This is a genomic window from Limnohabitans sp. TEGF004, assembly GCF_027924965.1.
Classification (GTDB): domain Bacteria; phylum Pseudomonadota; class Gammaproteobacteria; order Burkholderiales; family Burkholderiaceae_C; genus Limnohabitans.
Genome location: NZ_AP027056.1, coordinates 653,276 through 671,468, shown reverse-complemented (window position 1 = coordinate 671,468; position 18,193 = coordinate 653,276). Strand labels below are relative to the sequence as shown.

Genomic DNA, 18,193 nt, shown 5'->3' with positions numbered 1-18,193 from the left:
TATCAATTTATTTATTCGCGTTGGCAGCTGGCGCAATTTTGAACAAGCGCTCAGCGTTGTCTTGAAAAAAGGCTTGGCGCACCTGCGGTGCCATGTCGAGGCTTTCCAACATCGCCACTTCTTCTGGGACATATTGGTAGGGGTAGTCCATGGCGTAGAGCACACGATCTGGGCCCATGAAGTCTTGTGTGAATTTCAGTGCAGCGCCCCAAGCCACACCACTGTTGGTGATGTGAAAGTTCTCGCGCAAGTAGTCGCTGGGTTTGCGCTTCGTGGGCAGCACGCTGGGGTAACGCTTCGATTTAACGGTGGCAGCATGCATGTAGTCCAAGCGATAAGCCCAAAACGGCAAGGCCTCACCCATATGGCCCAAGATGATTTGTAACTTAGGAAAGCGATCAAACACGCCCGAGGTGATGAGGCGTAAGGCATGCAAACCTGTCTCCACACCAAACCCATAAATCGCGCCATCTAAGCCGGCTTCGATGAAGTGCTGAATCATGCTGGCAGGCATGGCATTGGGGTGCAGATAAATGGGTGTGTCCATCGCCTCAGCCGCTTCAAAAATGGGCCAAAACTTTTGGTCGGACAAATACTCACCTTGGGTGTGCGAATTGATCACCACCGAGTGCATGCCCAGTTGGTTCACCCCACGTTGAATCTCTTTCGCTGCAGCAGCAGGGTCTTGCGGTGCAACAGCAATCATGCCGACCAAACGATCAGGGTGGCGACGCATGGCATCTGCCAAGATGTCGTTGGCCACGGGTGCAAACGCGACAGCCGTGCCTTTGTCCATGATCTGTACGCCGGGTGATGTGAGCCCGATGACTTGAACATCTACACCCGCTTCGTCCATGTGCTGTAAGCGCAACGCATCCAAGTCGGTCAAGCAGCGCATGATGTGCGTGGCACGCTCACTCGGGCTGCTCATGTAAAAGCCCATGAGGTGTTTGAAGCCCACATCCACATCATCTTTGGCCAAAATGCGTTTGTAAATTTCTAGCATTTCGGGGGGAGAAAACGCCTCTTCAGTGGCGATGCGTCGATAAGGCCGTGCAGGCAAAGACGACGAAATGGTGGTCATGGACTTCCTCAAATTATTGGCACTCAGGCACTGGCGTTGGCAAAGCCCTCCTTTCATAGAAGGCTTGCAAGTTATCGAGGGTCAATGCTGCCATGGCTTGACGTGTTTCATCTGTCGCGCTGGCGATATGGGGCGTCAACACCACATTGGGCAAGCGACGCAAATCGGGATCAACAATGGGTTCATCCCAAAACACGTCGAGCGCCGCGCCCGCTATCGCTTTGCCTTTGAGCGCTTGCACCAATACCGGTTGATCCACCACCGAGCCACGCGCGATGTTGATGAGGTAGCCCTTGGGGCCCAGTGCTTGGAGCACAGAAGCACCAATCAAATTCTTAGTGCCGTCACCGCCGGGCACCGCCACCACCAAATAGTCCACCTCGGCCGCCAAGGCCGTGGCAGTTTTGTAGAAGGCGTAAGGCACATCGGCCTTGGCTTCACGACCGGTGTACGCAATACGCATGTCAAATGCGGCCGCACGCTTGGCAATGGCACGGCCAATGCGGCCCATCCCCACCACGCCTAAGCGTGCACCCGTGACTTTACGGGTCATGGGAAACGTGTCGTTCACCCAATCACCGTTGCGCACAAAGCGATCGGCCTGTGGAATACGACGGCCAATCGACAACACCAAGCCCAACGCCAAATCGGCCACATCGTCGGTCAGCACGCCTGGCGTGTGCGTGACCACGATGCCTTTTTCTTTGGCCGCAACCACGTCTACGCCGTCGTACCCGACGCCACAAATGGCTATCAACTTCACGTTGGGCAGCATGCTCAGCAATTTCTTATCCACCACCGCCGCACCTGTGCCGACCAGTGCTGTCACTTTGACCAGCGCGCCTGGGTCTTTGATGTGGGTGTGGTCGTGCACGATGTAATCGGCTTCTTGCAGCGCATTCATCATGAACGGGGGCAAGGGCGACACTTGCATGATTTCTTGTGTCATGGCGGAATCCTCCAGCAGTCTTTGGTACTGACCCTTACTCTACTCCGTGATTGGCTAACATCACAGACTATGACTGAAGGCACCCCTCTCCTCGACATCTCTGGCGCTGTGGCCACCCTCACCTTGCGCCGTCCCTCGCAGCGCAACAGTTTGACGGACGATGACCTCAATACCTTGCTGGCCCACTTTGAAACCATCAACCGCAACACGGCGATACATGCGGTGGTGTTGCGCGCTGACACCAGCACACAAAAACAAGCCGTGTTCAGCGCAGGCTACAACGTGGGTGGGTTTGACAACGACCCCATGGCGCCTTTGTTCTTTGAAAAGATCCCAGAGGCTCTGGAGCGTTTACGTCCTGTGACGATTTGTGCCTTGAATGGCAGCGTGTATGGCGGCGCGACAGACTTGGTGCTTGCCTGCGACTTCACTGTGGCGCAGCGCGGCTACACATGGCGCATGCCTGCAGCCGCACTGGGCCTGCACTATTACCCCAGTGGCTTGCGCCGATACGTCAGCCGCCTAGGTGTGCAAGCGAGTAAGCGCGCATTTCTTTTGGGCCAATCCATGGCCTATGAAGACCTCGAAACCCTGGGTCTATTTGAGGCACTCGTCAACGCCGAGGCCTTTGAAGCCACGCTTGAAAAAACTGTACAGGCTTTGTGCGGCATGGCACCGTTGGCGCTGCAGGCCACCAAGAAAAGTTTGAACGAGATTGCTGCAGGCTTGTACAGCGAGCCTGCACTGAAAGAGCGCTCACGTCAGTCGGTACACACGCAAGACTTTACCGAGGGTCGCGCCGCATTTGCTGAGCGCCGCACCCCCAAGTTCACAGGCCGCTAAAGCTCTGCTTCAGGCATAAAAAATGGGAGCCTGTGGGCTCCCATTTTGTTCAGACCTTGAAAAAGGCCCAGACTTAAATTAAGCCTTCTTGGCGTAAGCCGAACACCAACCTTTGCCAGCAACTTGTTTGCCCGCGAACAAGGGGCAACCGCCAGCAGCATCTGCCGCCTTACCTTGGAACAACGCACAGTTGCTGCACTGTTGGCCAGCCGCGTATTTAGGCTGCTTGGCTTTGTCCACTTTGGTGGCATCGGCTTTGTAGCCCAGGCCAGCGGCTTGTGGGTCTTTCTCGTCCACCATCGCTGCTTGTGCAGCAGTTGTTGCAAAGGCGGCAACGCCAGCAACAGAAATGGTTTGCATCATGAATACGCGACGGTTGGTAGGTTTGGTCATCAATGTCCCCTTGGGAAAGTTTGAAATTGGGCCAGAAGATACTGGCAGCGCGTATCTTAACGAGTGTTCCTAACGTTCAATTGACAGACATCAATTGGCACCACCTTTTTGTATACCTCTGTCTTGAATACGTAGTTCAGCAAGCGCTAAGGCGTCGACCGTGTCTACATCCATCACACACCCCTCATCGTCAACGTCTAGGCGGAACACGGTGTGATGCGCGACCACCGCACGCGCCCCAAAGTCACCCGTGAGCTGCAACAAGGCCGCACAGCACGACAAACCAAATCCCACAGGGTGGCCCTGTTGTCCTTGGTAGCGCGGTACCACTACCTCATGGGCTTGCAAGGCCTTGGCAACGGCCAACAAGGTACCGGCTTGAATCAACGGCAAATCAGCAGGCAAGATGAGCCAGCCATGCGCATCAGGCGTTGCAGCCACACCGCAGGCGATGCTGTCCCCCATGCCCGGGTTTGTTAGATGCGCCGTGTGTGTTCGCTCCACCAAATGCCACGGTAAGCCGCTGGCGCGCACCGCTGCCAACACGTGTTCGCGCACAGGTTGGCCACACAACAAAGATTGGAGTTTGTCTTGCGTCCCACCCGACGCCTTGAACCGTTCGCCCTTGCCAGCTGCTAAGACGATGACCGTCGGCAGGGCTTTCACGCTTTGACGCAGGAAGATTCGGTCGCCACGGGCGCAGCCGCTGCCGCGTTTTTGACTTGCAAGATTTGCGCAATGATGGACACCGCAATTTCGGCTGGCGTTTTAGCGCCAATGCTCAAACCGACAGGGCCATGCAAACGCTCAAGTGCCTCGGCACTGATGCCAAAGTGCTCCATCAACCGCTGCTTGCGTGTGGCTTGGTTGCGGCGCGACCCTAAAGCGCCCACATAGAACGCATCTGAATTCAAGGCCTCCATCAAGGCCATGTCATCCAACTTTGAATCATGCGTTAAGGCCACGATGGCGGTGTGTGCATCAGGCTTCAGCTCTAGCACCACGTCATCAGGCATGCCCATGACACGGGTCACGCCTTCGAGTCCAAGCGTGGCTGCGTATTCTTCACGCGGATCACACACCAGCACCTCAAAATCCAGCAGCTTGGCCATGTGTGCCACGGCTTGGCTGAGCTGACCAGCGCCAATCAACAACAAGCGCCAGCGCGGGCCAAACAAACTCGTGAGTGTGATGCCGTCAAACTGCAGTGCATCGGTGCGAGCTGCTTCACGTAACGTCACCTCGCCGGTTGACAGCTTGACCGTACGCGCCACCAATTGGTGTGACGAGGTGCGTTGCAACACCTCTTCAATCCACGCCACATCTTTGACTGGCTCTTGCACCAAACGCAAGGTGCCGCCGCAGGGCAAGCCAAAGCGTGCGGCCTCTTCTTTGCTCACGCCATAGGCCACCATGGATGGGTGCTCGAGGGCGTCGTATTCGCCAGCTTTGATGCGGGCAATCAAGTCATCTTCGACACAACCACCCGATACCGAACCACTGACCACGCCGTCGTCACGCACCGCGAGCAAAGCCCCAGGTGGGCGTGGCGCACTGCCCCACGTTTCCACCACCGTGACCAAGGTGACGCGCCGACCAGCTTGACGCCAAGCCAGCACATCCCCCAACACACGCAGGTCTAAGCTCTCCATGTCACGCCTTAAGCGACAGCGGTTTGCTTGAGTGCTTCAGCCGTGATGGGCAAGCGACGCACGCGTTTGCCTGTCAACTTGGCCACCGCGTTGGCAATGGCAGGTGCCACCACCGCAGTGGCAGGCTCGCCAATGCCACCAGGCTTCTCGGTGCTCTTGACCAACACGATATCAATCTTCGGCGCCTCGTTCATGCGCACAGGCTGGAAGTTGTGATAGTTGGTCTCTTGCACACGGCCATTGGTCATGGTGATTTGGTGCTTGAGCGCCGCACCCATGCCAAAGATGATGCTGGACTGCAACTGCGCTTCCACCGTGTCGGGGTTGACCATGTGACCCAAGTCGGCCGCCACAGTCACGCGATGCACTTGCACCTCGCCGCTGTCGTTCAGGCTGACCTCAGCCACTTGGGCCATGTAGGTGTCGTAGCCTTCCATCAGCGCAATACCCAAGGCACGGCCTTTGGCCAGTGGCTTACCCCAGCCTGCTTTGTCAGCGGCAAGTTTGAGCACATGGGCAAAGCGTGGTTTACCTGCGAGCAAGCTCATGCGGTATTCGTAAGGGTCTTTGCCTGCGGCTTTGGCCAGCTCGTCCATGAAGCTCTCGTTGGCGAACGCGTTCATGTTGTGGCTCACCGCGCGCCAGTAGCCCACGCGGATGCCGGTGTCATGAATCACCAAGTCGTGTTGGGTGTTGGCAATGTTGTAGCCCGTCACAGCAGCTTCGGCCATGAAAGGGTCCATCGTGTCTTTGGGCAAACCAAAGGCGCGTTGCGTCACCGACTGAGAAGCCACTTTGAAATGCATCGCCACAGGCTTGCCTGACGCATCCAAACCGGCCTTGAGTTGGTTCACACCAACTGGGCGGTAGAAGTCGTGGGTCATGTCGTCTTCGCGGGTCCACAGCAACTTGACAGGCTTGTTGACAGCCTTTGAAATTTCTGCCGCTTGCACGATGAAGTCGAGCTCCAAGCGACGGCCAAAGCCACCGCCCAAGAAGGTGGTTTGCAGCGTGACGTCTTCAGGCTTCAAGCCCAAAGCGCCAGCCACTGCGCCTTGTGCGCCTTGTTGGAACTGGGTCGGGCCAATCAGCAATGCTTTGTTACCTTGCACATGGGCCGTGAAGTTCATCGGCTCCAGCGGCGCGTGCGCTTGCATGGGGATGACGTACTCGGCTTCCAGCACTTTGGCAGCGCCTTTGAGGGCGGCCGCCACATCGCCTTGGGGCTTGGTGATTTCCAACACCTTGCCAGTTTTCAAAGCTTGGCGTGTGCCGTCGATGACGCTGGCATCGCTCAAGGCGGCACCTGCGCCCTCGTCCCACTGAATGCTCAACAAGTCGCGCGCTTTTTTGGCTTGCCACCAGCTGTTGGCCACCACGGCCACGCCGTCGCTGATTTGCACCACGTCAATCACGCCAGCAGAAGCTTTGGCTTTTGAACCGTCAAAGCTCTTGACCTTGCCGCCAATCACGGGGCACTGTGCCAGTGAGGCGTAGACCATGCCTGGCAACTTCACGTCAATACCAAATTCGGCCGTGCCGTTGACCTTGGCGGGTGTGTCCACGCGCTTGGTGCGCTTGCCCACGATTTTGAAATCTTTGGGGTCTTTCATCGGCGGCTTCTCTGGCACGGGCATGCGCGCGGCTGCTTCGGCCAATTCACCGTAAGTGGACTTCAAGCCCTTCGGGCCATAGACCATGCCTTTGTCGGCGCGGATCAAATCTCGGTCCACCGCCCAACGTGCAGCAGCAGCGGTGATCAACATTTCGCGCACTTGCGCGCCTGCCACGCGCAGCTTGAGCCAGCCGTCGCGCACCGAGGTAGAACCCCCGGTGATTTGCGCACCCAACAATGCGTTGACATACACCGCATCAGGCGGCGCAGCCGCCACTTTGATTTGACTGATGTCGACATGCAGCTCTTCGGCGATCAGCATGGGCATGGAGGTGTACACGCCTTGACCCATTTCAGAGCGCGCCGACAGCAAGGTGATGACGTTGTTGTCGGCAATGTGCACCCACGCATTGGGCGTGTGCACCGTGCCTGCGGCCATGGCTTCGCCAAGTGTGCCGGGCAAGTTAAAGCCGAGCATCAAACCGCCCGTGACGGCAGCAGATGTTTTGAGGAATGAACGGCGAGAGGTATTTGTGTGTGTCATGGTGTGTCTCCGGCGGTTCAAGCTTTGCGCATCGTGGCGGCGGCATCTTTGATGGCGGCACGCACACGGGTGTAGGTGCCACAACGGCACAGGTTGGCACTCATGGCTTGGTCAATTTCTGCATCGCTGGGGTTTTTGTTTTTGGCAAGCAACGCAGCCGCGCTCATCAACTGGCCCGATTGGCAGTAACCGCACTGAGGCACGTCGTGTTTGATCCACGCCACCTGCAGTGGGTGGCTGTTGTCTTTGGAGAGGCTCTCAACCGTGGCAACTTTTTTACCAGAAACACTGGAGAGTGGGGTTTGGCACGAGCGCACAGGCTGACCATCCACATGCACGGTGCAAGCACCGCACAACGCCGCGCCACAACCAAACTTGGTGCCTGTCAGGCCCAGCTCATCGCGAATGACCCACAACAAGGGGGTATCTGTTTCGGCGTTGGCCTTGGCGGCTTTGCCGTTGATTTGAAAATCGACACTCATCAACGTCTCCTCAATAAAAGTACAGTCGAGTATCAAGGAAAAGTCTTTACGATGCGTGAAACCTCGTGTCGGGTTTTCCCTTTAACTGTCACACAAGACACACAGATTGACCATGAGCCACATTTCCAACCTTCGCAAAAGCTACGAACGCGCCGAGCTCAACGAGTCGGCCTCTGCAGCTGACCCCATGCAGCAGTTTGACCAATGGCTCAAAGAAGCCATTGACTCCGAAGTGCCCGAGCCCAATGCCATGACCCTGGCCACCGTCAGCAGCGACTTGCGTCCCAGCACGCGCGTGGTGCTTATCAAGGGTTATGACGCGCGCGGCATTGTGTGGTTCACCAACTACAACAGCCGCAAAGGTCAGCAATTGGCAGGCAACCCCTTTGCGGCGTTGCAATTCCATTGGGTGGAGCTAGAGCGCGTGGTACGCATCGAAGGCCGCGTGGAAAAAATCAGCGATGCCGAGAGTGACGACTATTTCAACAGCCGGCCACTTGATTCGCGCATCGGCGCATGGGCCAGCCCGCAAAGCCAAGTGATTGACGGGCGCGGTACCTTGGTGGCCAACGCTGCCAAATACGGCGCACAGTTTTTGCTGCAACCGCCTCGCCCTCCGCACTGGGGGGGCTATCGCTTGGTACCTGAGCAGTGGGAGTTTTGGCAAGGGCGCAAGAGCCGTTTGCATGACCGCTTGCGTTATCGCCAATCGGCTGATGGCGATTGGATTCGCGAACGACTCGCCCCATAAATCTTCAGCCCACACAACGTGACACAAAACAAAAGCGGCACTGAGGCCGCTTTTTTTTTGGTGCTTCTGAGTCTTAGAAGCTCACTTGAGCGCCAACCTTCAAGCTACGCCCAGCAATAGGCGGGGCATTGGTGCCCATGGTCTGCGTCAACACAGACGTGGACGAGTACGCCAGCTTGTTGGAGATGTTGTCGAGCTTGGCAAACAACAGCCAGTGCGTCGGGCCATAGGTGTGTGCGTGGTAGTTGATGCCCGCATTCCACAGCGTGTGGCCTGCCGTGGTGACGCCACCATCAGGCACTCTGTTTTGAGCCGCTGCATGCATGAAGCCAAAACGTGCACCCCATGCGTTGCGTGACCACACAGCATCCGCCCCCAAGCGCATCGGCGCTATGCGTGGCAAGTAGCTGTTGTGCGTGAGGTCTTTGGCACGCACCACATCGGCACGAAGTTCGAGGTCCATTGCGCCATGGGTTGTATTGGGCGACACCAAAGCCGATTGACCGCCGACCACGCGCAGTTTGGCGGTGGACTCTATGCCGTAGAAGCGCGCGCGGACGCCTTCAAAGCGGTAGGCCGGCATTTCTGTACCAACGGGCGTCACAAAGCTTGTGCCATCCCAACCCTCACCTGTTGGGCGCAACGCCAAATAGTTTGAGAACTGCGAAGCAAAACCAGTGATACCAAATTTGTGTGGCCCTTGCTTCCACTCGCCACCCATATCCAGTTGCGTACCTTTTTCTAAACCATTGCTAGGCTGACCAATCTCATAGGCTGCTGTGGCCACGTGCGCACCATGGGCAAACAATTCGTAGTCTTTGGGGGCGCGCTGACTGGCACTGAAGTTGGTGGTGAGCTGCCAACCGTTTTGCGCCTCACCCACACGCAAGTTGCGCATGGCACCCAAAGCAAAACTGAGGGGTTTGAATTTCTTGGATTGAGCCGCATTGTCATTGTTCGGGCCAATGTCCTCGAACGAGGCCACCTCCACCGTTTCAGCTCGCGCACCCGCACTGAGTTGACCCCATGATGTTTTCAGCGCTTGATAGGTAAACACGCCTGTGCTTTGCGTGCGACTGGTTGGCAAAAACCGCTCTGCGCCTGTGGCACCCAATTTGTTACGTTCGCGTTGAAGCCCCACAACCCCCTCAAGCTGCATGCCATTGCTCAATCGAACAACACGCTGGCGACCTTCCAATCTCAGGTCATGCCCCTTGTTGTCAAAACGTGTACCTGCGTCCGCACCTTCGTATTCGGTGTGCGTGTAGTTGGTGTTACCCAGTTGAAATTTGAGATCTTGAAATACGCCTACATTTCGCAACAAACCTTCTGATACCTGATGACGGCGCAGTAAGCCAATGCGCACTTCAGGCTCTGCCACCGTGCCGTAGGTGCTGCGGTATTCGCTGGTCGACAAACCCAAATAACCACGATCAAACAACAATGTGCCGCCCAGTGCGCCACCTTTGCTGTCGCTGGCTGAGTTACACACGCGACGACCGTTGGGTGTTGCGGCAAGACCTTCTCCGCAATTCATGTCTTTGGGCACACGTAAGTTTTGGGTGCTGCGGTCAAACGCATCGACGTGCAACACCAATTTGTCGTTACCCGCTTCCACCAGAGCGCCGGTACTGCGCTCATCAGCTGCGCCACCCACGCGCACTTCGGCTTTACCCATCACGCCACCTTTGGCATCAAAGATGCGTTCACGCGCGATGCGGTTGTCGATCACATTCACCACACCGCCGATGGCACTGCCGCCGTACAGCAAAGTGGCAGGACCACGCAACACTTCAATCCGCTCGGTGGTAAGCGGATCGATCGGAACGGCGTGGTCATTGCTGAGGCCCGACACATCCATGTTGGCACCACTGTTTTGCAAGATGCGTATGCGGTCACCTTCCATGCCGCGAATGATGGGGCGGCCCACATTGGGACCGAAAGAGCTGTTGGCAATGCCCGGCAAGTTGTCCAGCGTTTCGCCCAAGGTGCTGCCCTGGCGCTGGGTGAGCGCTGCACCTGAAAGCTGCTGCGCGGGCACCAACACACCGCCACTGTCTAGGTTACGAGCGGTGATGGTGACCTCATCCAAACGATGGACCTCATCGGTATGCGCCGTTTGCGCCCATGCGTTGCCAATCGAGAGCGAGAACAATGAGTAAGCAGCGGCAGCCACGGCGCTGCGTTGAAAAACGTGTGTCATGTGATGTTCCTGCGGGGCATGCGCTTAGCCCCTATGTTTTGCAATGAGAAGTCAGCACGCCCGATCTAAGCTGGGTGCGCTGATGGGGTGTTCAAAGCAAATCAGCAGGTGGCCCTCGGGCCGCATAAAAACGTTCAAACAGCGCAAAGCGCTCGCGCAACACAGCAGTCACCCAAGTGGGCACGGCTGATACAGCTGGCAACGTCCAAGCAGGAGCGTGCAGCAAATCGGGACAGGTTTGGTCAAACAGTTGGCACTCAGCCGAATTGCTGTGATCACCCCAAATGGCAGCCAACACACTCACATCGTCTTGCGCCACAGCAGGGGCAACATGAGAAAAAACACTCGCGCTTTGCTGCGCATGCGCCACACGGTGCAACACGCCCACCGTTTGCACCATGATCAAGGCAGCGAGCAACACCAACACCACTCGCTGCAAGCTGCGCAGGGTCAGCGCGATGGGCCAGTAGCGCAGCGCGTTAGTCACGGCGGACCTTGTCTGCAAAGGACTGCACAAACTTTTGCACCTTGGGTGCCACCACGAAGGCGCAATAGCCTTGGTTGGGGTTGTGCTGAAAATAGTCTTGGTGGTAGTCCTCGGCCGCGCAATAGTTGTCCAAAGCTTGCAGCTCTGTCACCACACGGCCAGACAGTGCGGCATTGACCTCGTCCAACACTTGCTGAGCCACAGCATGGTCGGCTTCGTCACTCCAGTAAATACCGCTGCGGTATTGAGTGCCGGCATCATTGCCTTGGCGGTTCAAGGTCGTGGGGTCGTGGATGACAAAGAAAATTTCTAACAACTCACGCAGGCTGATGACCTGCGGGTCATACACCAAACGCACCACCTCGTTGTGGCCGGTGTCGCCCTCGCACACTTGCGCGTAGGTGGGATTGCGCGTGTGGCCATTGCAATAGCCGGACTCCACATCTACCACCCCTTTGACGCGCACAAAAACCGCTTCGGTGCACCAAAAGCAGCCACCACCCAAGGTGATGATTTTGTGCATGTGAGTGGGCTCGGTGTGTGTGGTCATAGCGCTTGATTCTATGATTGCGTGCGCCACAGCACAGATGCCCGCACCGCGGGCAGGCACACTGGAAACTCATGGACACATTGCTCGCTCTCAAACCTATTCTCTCCACGCTGATCTTGCCCGCGACCAGCGGCTTGTTGGCCATCTTGGCCTTGTTGGTTTGGGCTTGGCGACGCAGCGCGCGTGCGCACAGTCGTTTGCCAGTTGCGGTCGCAGGTGTCACTACATTGGTGCTTTGGCTTTTGAGCTGCCAAGCCGTGGCCATTTGGCTGTCGTTGCATCTGCTGCCGCAAGTCAGCCCCATCCACCATGAGGACTTGAAACGTCTGCAGGTGCAAGCCATCGTGGTGCTGGGCGGTGGCGTTGAAAACGAAGCGTTGGAGTACAACGGCCCCACCTTGTCGCCCGATGCCATGTCGCGTCTGCTGTATGGTGTGCACTTGTCTCGCAACACACAGCTGCCGATGGCCTACACGGGCGGTATTGGTTGGGCAGGGCAAAGTCGGCAAACCTCCGAAGCCGAAGTGGCTGCTTTGGCACTGACTCGCCTAGGTGCCCCCGCATTGCGCTGGCAAGAAAACCAATCACGCGATACGCGCGAAAACGCTTTGCTCACGGCCGCTTTGCTGAAAAACGATAGCATCACACGCATTGCCCTGGTCACCCATGCTTGGCACATGCCACGCAGCGTGCGCCAGTTTGAAGCGGCAGGCTTGCAAGTCACGCCCGCACCCATGGGTTACATCCGCAGTGACTCATCTCCTCTGCTGCAATGGCTGCCCAGCGGCAAAGGCCTGCGCGACACGGGTTGGGTCATTCGCGAATGGCTGGGTCTTTTGCTCACCTAAGTGCTTCTAAAGGATTAAGCTGGTACATTACTAACCAATCAGTCATTAACAGCTTATGACCACCGACATCCTCATCCAACGCGCAGAACAGACGCCCAAACGCGAGCGCCGCAAAGAAGCGCGCCCAGGCGAATTGCTGGATGCGGCGTTGGACTTGTTTGTTGAAAAAGGTTTTTCTGCCACCCGCGTGGAAGAAGTGGCTGCACGTGCTGGCGTGTCTAAAGGCACGCTGTTTTTGTATTTCCAAAGCAAAGAAGATTTGTTCAAAGCGGTGGTGCGTGAAAACATTGCCAACAAATTTCCAGCGTGGCAAGAAGAGTTCGTCACGTTCAAAGGCACCAGCGCAGACATGCTGCGCTACGCCCTGGTGTCGTGGTGGGAGCGCATTGGTAAAACACGCGCCAGTGGCATCACCAAACTGGTAATGAGCGAGGCGCAGAACTTTCCTGAGATTGCGGCCTTCTACCAAGATGAAGTCATCAAACCGGGCAACGCCATGATCCACAGCATCTTGGAACGCGGCGTGCAAAGTGGCGAATTTCGCGACATGGATCTAGAGCAAGCCGTTCACATCATCGTGGCCCCGATGATTTTTCTGATGATGTGGAAACACTCCATGGGCGCCTGCGCGGCCTCGGCCAAGATCGTTGACCCCGAACAATTCATTCACATGCAAGTCGATGTGCTGCTGCACGGCATGACTGCAAAGAAAAGCAAATGAAAAACATCAAACCCCGTTGGATCGTCATTGGCGTCATCGTCTTGGCCTTGGTTGCCGGTGTGATTCGCGCCATGAGCAACAAACGCGCACAACAAGCTGCGGCAAGCGCCCCAACCAGTGCCGTGACACAAGTGGAATTGACCAACACCGATGTGCTCAAAGCCGAGTTGCGCGACATCACCCAAGGCTTGGCTGTGTCGGGCACTGTCAAAGCAGTGAACTACGCAGTCATCAAAGCCCGCGTGGCCGGTGAGCTCAAAGAAGTGTTGGCGCATGAAGGCGATGCGGTCAAAGCTGGTGATGTGCTCGCCCGTATCGACCCCACCGAGTACCAACGCCGTTGGCAGCAAGCAACCGAAACTGCCAGCGCCGCCAAGTCACAAATGGAAATTGCGCAGCGTCAATGGGACATCAACAAATCCTTGGTCGACCGCGGCTTCATCTCCAAAATTGCCATGGACAACTCAGACGCTTCCTACCAAGGCGCCGTGGCCAGCCACAAAGCCGCCATCGCGGGGGCCGACGTGGCCCGCAAAGCGCTGGACGACGCCACCTTACGCGCGCCTTTTGCTGGCATCGTCTCTGGCCGTGCCGCGCAAGTAGGCGAACGTGTGGGCGTTGACGCCAAGATCATGGAGTTGGTCGACTTGAACCAACTCGAAGTCGAAGTGCCTTTGAGCCCCAGCGAATCTATGGATGTACGCGTGGGCCAAGTGGCCGCATTGCAAGTGGAAGACCGCAAAGACACCATCGGGGCCAAAGTCAAACGCATCAGCCCCAGCGCCCAAACAGGTAGCCGCAGCGTGCTGATTTATTTGGCACTCGACAAAGCCGAGGGTCTGCGCCACGGTTTGTTTGCCAAGGGCATTTTGGGCATGGGCAAAAGCCAAGTGATGGCCGTGCCTTTGTCTGCTGTGCGCACCGACCGCGCACAACCTTATGTGCAAGTGGTGGAGCAAGTGGGCGACCAACTGCAAGTGATGCACAAAACCGTCACGCTGGGCGTGCGCGGCATGGACTTGGCTCAGCCCGAATCCGAAACCATGGTGGGTGTGGCGGGTTTGCCTGAAGGCAGCACCGTACTCAAAAGCCATGTGGGTGCCTTGCGTGAAGGCATGGCTGTGAAGTACACCGCAGCTGCAAGTGCGCCAATCGCCAGCGCCAGCAACGCCAACTGAAGCGACTGACACAGCATGTGGTTCACCAAAGTCAGTTTAAAAAACCCAGTCTTCGCCACCATGGTGATGCTCGCCTTTGTGGTGCTGGGCTTGTTCTCGTACCAACGTCTCAAGATTGACCAGTTCCCCAACATCGACTTTCCCGTGGTGGTGATCACCACCGAATACCCAGGTGCATCGCCTGAGATTGTGGAAAGCGAAGTCAGCAAGAAGATTGAAGAAGGCGTTAACGCCATAGCCGGCATCAGTGCCCTCACCTCGCGCAGCTACGAAGGCATGTCGGTGGTGGTGATTGAGTTTCAACTTTATGTCGATGGCCGCAAAGGCGCCGACGATGTACGCGAAAAAGTGGCGGCCCTTCGTCCCACCCTGCGCGATGACGTTAAAGAACCCAAGGTCTTGCGCTTTGACCCCTCGAGCCGCGCCATTTGGTCGCTGGCCGTGGTGCCTGAAACACCACAAGGCGGCAAACCACTCTCTGCCGTGGAGATGACCAACTGGGCCGACCAAGTGTTGAAGAAACGCCTTGAGAACGTGCGCGGCGTGGGCTCGGTGTCGTTGGTGGGTGGCACCAAACGCGAAATCAATTTGTACCTCAACCCGCAAGCCATGGAGTCGCTCGGCATCAGCGCCGACCAAGTGGTGAACGCAGTCAAAACCGAAACCCAAGACTTGCCCGTGGGCAGCTTGCGCTCGCTGCAACAAGACCGCGTGATTCAAATTCAAGGCCGCATGTTGCGCCCAGAAGACTTTGGCCAAATCATCGTCGCGCGAAAGAACACCACGCCGATTCGCCTCAACCAAGTGGCCACCGTGAATGACGGCGCGCAAGAGGTTGAAAGCTTGGCTCTGTACAACGGCCAACGCACCTTGTTGATGACCGTGCAAAAAGCGCAAGACGAAAACACCATCGATGTAATTGACGGCCTCAACAAAACCGTGGCCGAGATGAAAGCGCAATTGCCCGCAGGCGTGCGCCTAGAGCAAGTGCAAGACGGCTCGCGACCCATCCGCGTGGGCGTCGCCAACGTACGCCAAACCCTCATTGAAGGTGCGCTGCTGACGGTGCTGATCGTGTTCTTGTTTTTGAACTCGTGGCGCTCTACTGTCATCACTGGCCTCACGCTGCCCATTGCCATCATCGGCACGTTTTTGTTCATGTACATGTTTGGTTTCACCATCAACATGATCACACTCATGGCTTTGTCGCTGTGCGTGGGTTTGTTGATTGACGACGCCATCGTGGTACGCGAAAACATCGTGCGCCATGTTCAAATGGGCAAAGCGCCTTACCAAGCAGCGATGGACGGCACGCAAGAAATTGGCTTGGCTGTGCTGGCCACCACGCTGTCGATCGTGGCAGTGTTTTTGCCGATTGGTTTCATGGGCGGCATCATCGGCAAGTTCTTCCATGAGTTCGGCATCACCATCGTGGCGGCCGTGCTCATTTCGATGTTCGTCAGCTTCACGCTCGACCCCATGTTGTCGTCCATCTGGCACGACCCCACCATTCATGCGCATGGTGAGCATGGCCACTCGAATGCGTTTTACGACCGCACCATCGGCCCCATCACCACTTGGTTTGAGACCACCACCGACAAACTGGTGGCCTTGTACCAACGCATCTTGAAATGGGCCCTGTCGCACAAACGCGCCACCGTCGCCCTAGCGATTGGCACCTTTGTGCTGAGCATCTTCATGGTGCCGCTGCTGGGCACCGAGTTTGTGCCCAAGGCAGACTTCTCTGAAACCACGGTCAACTTCTACACACCTGTGGGCTCATCGCTCGAAGTGACCGAAGCCAAAGCCCAGCAGGTGGAAGCCATCATTCGTGAGTTCCCCGAGGTGCGCTACACCCTGTCGACCATCAACACAGGTGCCGCGAACGGGAAAATTTACGCCAGCATTTACATCCGCTTGGTGGATCGCAAAGACCGCAAACGCAGCGTCGACCAAATGTCGGCCACCTTGCGCGAACGGCTGCGTCAAGTGCCGGGCATCACCGTCACACACGCGGGCTTGCTCGATGCGGTGGGTGGCAACAAACAGGTGGAGTTCTCGTTGCAAGGCAGCGACTTGCGTGAGCTTGAGCGTTTGACCGCAGAGGCGATGGACAAAATTCGCAACATCCCCGGCTTGGTCGATTTGGACTCCAGCGTGAAGCCCAACAAGCCCACCATCGAAGTGAAGGTGCAACGCGAAGCAGCGAACGACCTTGGCCTGTCGCTGGGCAGCGTGGCCAACCAACTGCGCATTTTGGTGGCGGGCACCACGGTGACCAACTGGCGCGCCGCCGATGACCAAACCTATGACGTGAACGTACGCTTGGCCCCCAACGCGCGCAACGCCATGCAAGACCTCGAGCGTCTGCCCTTCACCCTCGGCACCAACACCGACGGCAGCCCACGCGTGGCCCGCTTGAACCAAGTGGCACAAGTTGTTGAGGGCACAGGCCCCAACCAAATCAACCGCCGCGACCTGATGCGCGAAGTGGCCATCAACGCCAACGTGTACAACCGCTCAGCGGGCGAAGTGTCGGCCGACATTCGCAAAGCCATGGACAGCATCCAAATGCCGCCCGGCTACCGCTACCAGTTCAGCGGTTCCACCAAAAACATGGCGGAATCATTTGGCTATGCCATCTCGGCCTTGGTCTTGGCCATCGTCTTCATTTACATGATTCTGGCCAGCCAGTTCAAAAGCTTCTTGCAGCCCATGGCCTTGATGACCGCCCTGCCACTCACGCTGATTGGTGTGGTGCTGGCCTTGCTGTTGTTTGGCTCTAGCCTGTCGATGTTCTCCATCATTGGCGTCATCATGCTGATGGGTTTGGTCACCAAAAATGCGATTTTGCTGGTCGACTTTGCCATCCGCTCGCGTGAGCCCCAAGAGCAACCCGATGGCTCCATCAAACCGGGTCTGAGCCGCCACGACGCCCTGCTGCTGGCGGCTGAAGTGCGTTTACGCCCGATTTTGATGACCACCTTGGCCATGGTGTTTGGCATGGTGCCCTTGGCTTTTGCCCTGTCTGAGGGCTCTGAACAGCGCGCCCCCATGGGCCAAGCCGTGATTGGCGGGGTGATTACCTCGTCACTGTTGACTTTAGTCGTCGTCCCCGTGGTGTACTGCTATTTGGACGATTTGGCCGAATGGATGAAACGCAAATGGTCGTCAGGCTCTGACAGCCCCGCCCGTTAAAATTTTGCCCAGCTTTAACTGAATGATTTCGGAGTTTTGAGATGAATACCCAACAAGCCCGCTTCAACATGGTCGAACAACAAATCCGCCCTTGGCAGGTGCTCGACCCCCAAGTGCTGACCGTGTTGTCCAACGTGCCACGCGAATTGTTTGTGCCACAGGCTTACCAAGCCATGGCCTACACCGACACCGACATCCCTTTGGGTCACGGCGAATTCATGGCCCCTCCCCGCGTGGCTGCGCGTTTGATGCACGACCTGCAATTGACTGGCACTGAGAAGGTTTTGGAAATCGGCACAGGCAGCGGCTACATGGCTGCTTTGTTGGCAGGCCGCGCCCAACGTGTGGTGAGCTTGGAAATCAACCCCGAGCTGGCCAGCAACGCCCGCAACAACCTGCAACGCGCTGGCATCACCAACGTGGACGTGCGCGTGGCTGACGGCAGCACCGGCGCATCGGGCGATGCCCCATTTGATGCCATCGTGCTCGGCGGCTCCGTGGCTGAAGTGCCGCAAGCTTTGCTGCAACAACTCAAAGTCGGTGGTCACTTGTTGGCCATCGTGGGCCAAGACCATGTCATGGTCGCCACCCTCTACACACGCACCGCTGACGCCGCATGGAGCAGCAAAGCCTTGTGGGACCACACCGCCCCACGTTTACAAGGCTTTACAGAGCCCACACGCTTCAAGTTCTAA

17 protein-coding genes are annotated in these 18,193 nt (G+C 57.1%); 7 read left to right on the top strand and 10 right to left on the bottom strand.

Going from position 1 to position 18,193, the window contains the following annotated elements; genetic code table 11:
- Positions 1–7 precede the first annotated feature (7 nt).
- Together LINBF2_RS03340 and LINBF2_RS03335 are read right to left on the bottom strand one after the other, a co-directional pair.
- The gene (locus LINBF2_RS03340; protein ID WP_281890422.1) at positions 8–1,084 is read right to left on the bottom strand and encodes an amidohydrolase family protein; all 1,077 of its coding nucleotides are present in this window, start codon (positions 1,082–1,084) and stop codon (positions 8–10) included.
- Between the two features lie 13 nt (positions 1,085–1,097).
- Positions 1,098–2,033 (bottom strand): 2-hydroxyacid dehydrogenase, encoded by a 936-nt coding sequence (locus tag LINBF2_RS03335; RefSeq protein ID WP_281890421.1) that lies wholly within the window; start codon positions 2,031–2,033, stop codon positions 1,098–1,100.
- Between the two features lie 69 nt (positions 2,034–2,102).
- Here LINBF2_RS03335 and LINBF2_RS03330 point away from each other — a divergent pair, with 69 nt between their 5' ends.
- Positions 2,103–2,876 carry an enoyl-CoA hydratase-related protein gene (locus LINBF2_RS03330; RefSeq protein ID WP_281890419.1) on the top strand — a complete coding sequence of 258 codons (774 nt, stop codon included), beginning with the start codon at positions 2,103–2,105 and terminating at the stop codon, positions 2,874–2,876.
- A gap of 78 nt (positions 2,877–2,954) precedes the next feature.
- Here the strand turns inward: LINBF2_RS03330 and LINBF2_RS03325 are convergent, their stop codons facing one another.
- The 5 genes from LINBF2_RS03325 to LINBF2_RS03305 all read right to left on the bottom strand — a co-directional run bounded on the left by LINBF2_RS03325 (position 2,955) and on the right by LINBF2_RS03305 (position 7,562).
- On the bottom strand, positions 2,955–3,269 hold the full coding sequence (locus LINBF2_RS03325) for a high-potential iron-sulfur protein (RefSeq protein ID WP_108359161.1): 315 nt from the start codon (positions 3,267–3,269) through the stop codon (positions 2,955–2,957).
- Between the two features lie 90 nt (positions 3,270–3,359).
- On the bottom strand, positions 3,360–3,935 hold the full coding sequence (locus LINBF2_RS03320; RefSeq protein WP_281890416.1) for a nucleotidyltransferase family protein: 576 nt from the start codon (positions 3,933–3,935) through the stop codon (positions 3,360–3,362).
- Complete coding sequence (locus LINBF2_RS03315) at positions 3,932–4,921, bottom strand: XdhC family protein (protein ID WP_281890414.1); 990 nt, start codon at positions 4,919–4,921, stop codon at positions 3,932–3,934. The genes LINBF2_RS03320 and LINBF2_RS03315 overlap by 4 nt, the downstream gene beginning before the upstream one ends.
- An 8-nt stretch (positions 4,922–4,929) precedes the next feature.
- On the bottom strand, positions 4,930–7,080 hold the full coding sequence (locus tag LINBF2_RS03310; RefSeq protein ID WP_281890413.1) for a xanthine dehydrogenase family protein molybdopterin-binding subunit: 2,151 nt from the start codon (positions 7,078–7,080) through the stop codon (positions 4,930–4,932).
- Positions 7,081–7,097: 17 nt separating this feature from the next.
- On the bottom strand, positions 7,098–7,562 hold the full coding sequence (locus LINBF2_RS03305; RefSeq protein WP_104799108.1) for a (2Fe-2S)-binding protein: 465 nt from the start codon (positions 7,560–7,562) through the stop codon (positions 7,098–7,100).
- A gap of 112 nt (positions 7,563–7,674) precedes the next feature.
- Between LINBF2_RS03305 and pdxH the strand changes: the two genes are divergently transcribed.
- Entirely contained in the window at positions 7,675–8,313 is a 639-nt protein-coding gene (gene pdxH, locus LINBF2_RS03300; protein WP_104799107.1) for a pyridoxamine 5'-phosphate oxidase, read from the top strand.
- Between the two features lie 73 nt (positions 8,314–8,386).
- On the opposite strand, the gene LINBF2_RS03295 is transcribed toward pdxH, so the two are convergent.
- The 3 genes from LINBF2_RS03295 to msrA all read right to left on the bottom strand — a co-directional run bounded on the left by LINBF2_RS03295 (position 8,387) and on the right by msrA (position 11,553).
- On the bottom strand, positions 8,387–10,516 hold the full coding sequence (locus LINBF2_RS03295) for a TonB-dependent receptor (protein ID WP_281890409.1): 2,130 nt from the start codon (positions 10,514–10,516) through the stop codon (positions 8,387–8,389).
- A gap of 91 nt (positions 10,517–10,607) precedes the next feature.
- Positions 10,608–11,003 carry a hypothetical protein gene (locus tag LINBF2_RS03290; RefSeq protein ID WP_104799105.1) on the bottom strand — a complete coding sequence of 132 codons (396 nt, stop codon included), beginning with the start codon at positions 11,001–11,003 and terminating at the stop codon, positions 10,608–10,610.
- Complete coding sequence (gene msrA, locus LINBF2_RS03285; RefSeq protein ID WP_281890408.1) at positions 10,996–11,553, bottom strand: peptide-methionine (S)-S-oxide reductase MsrA; 558 nt, start codon at positions 11,551–11,553, stop codon at positions 10,996–10,998. Before msrA ends, LINBF2_RS03290 begins: the two co-directional genes overlap by 8 nt.
- 71 nt (positions 11,554–11,624) lie before the next feature.
- Between msrA and LINBF2_RS03280 the strand changes: the two genes are divergently transcribed.
- The 5 genes from LINBF2_RS03280 to LINBF2_RS03260 are packed head-to-tail and all read left to right on the top strand — an operon-like array spanning position 11,625 to position 18,193.
- Positions 11,625–12,401, top strand: coding sequence for a YdcF family protein (locus tag LINBF2_RS03280; RefSeq protein ID WP_281890407.1), 777 nt, complete (start codon positions 11,625–11,627; stop codon positions 12,399–12,401).
- Between the two features lie 55 nt (positions 12,402–12,456).
- A complete protein-coding gene (locus tag LINBF2_RS03275; RefSeq protein WP_281890405.1) occupies positions 12,457–13,122 on the top strand; it encodes a TetR/AcrR family transcriptional regulator in 666 nt (221 codons plus the stop codon).
- Positions 13,119–14,300, top strand: coding sequence for an efflux RND transporter periplasmic adaptor subunit (locus LINBF2_RS03270; RefSeq protein ID WP_281890403.1), 1,182 nt, complete (start codon positions 13,119–13,121; stop codon positions 14,298–14,300). Before LINBF2_RS03275 ends, LINBF2_RS03270 begins: the two co-directional genes overlap by 4 nt.
- 15 nt (positions 14,301–14,315) lie before the next feature.
- Positions 14,316–17,498, top strand: a complete 3,183-nt coding sequence (locus tag LINBF2_RS03265; RefSeq protein WP_281890401.1) for an efflux RND transporter permease subunit — start codon at positions 14,316–14,318, stop codon at positions 17,496–17,498.
- Between the two features lie 41 nt (positions 17,499–17,539).
- Positions 17,540–18,193 carry a protein-L-isoaspartate O-methyltransferase gene (locus LINBF2_RS03260; RefSeq protein WP_281890399.1) on the top strand — a complete coding sequence of 218 codons (654 nt, stop codon included), beginning with the start codon at positions 17,540–17,542 and terminating at the stop codon, positions 18,191–18,193.